At 71.6% G+C, this 236-nt stretch carries 1 pseudogene; it reads left to right on the top strand.

The window, feature by feature from the left end:
- Positions 1-27: 27 nt before the first annotated feature.
- A pseudogene (locus ACPYOG_RS20815) lies at positions 28-236 on the top strand (hypothetical protein); the annotation flags it as partial.

The following is a 236-nucleotide window of genomic DNA, read 5'->3' as shown; positions in this document are numbered from 1 at the left end:
CCGTCCGGGTCCATCGGCGTCCGGGACGTGACGTGGGGGACCCCGTACTACCGCAACGCCTGGTGGGGCGACCCCGCGTACTCGGTGGTCCATGCGGAGGCTCGCGACCGCTTCGACGGCGTGGACCGCGTGTGGACGATCGAGCTGGACGTCGACGGCGCCCAGGACACGTGGGGGCTCGCCGAAATGTGCGCGCTCGGGTTTGACGAGACGGGCCGCCGCATGACGACACACCG

The organism is Leifsonia sp. HAY1-4F (genome assembly GCF_056755275.1).
Note: the sequence above shows the minus strand (reverse complement) of the source record. Positions and strands in the feature narration are given on the sequence as shown.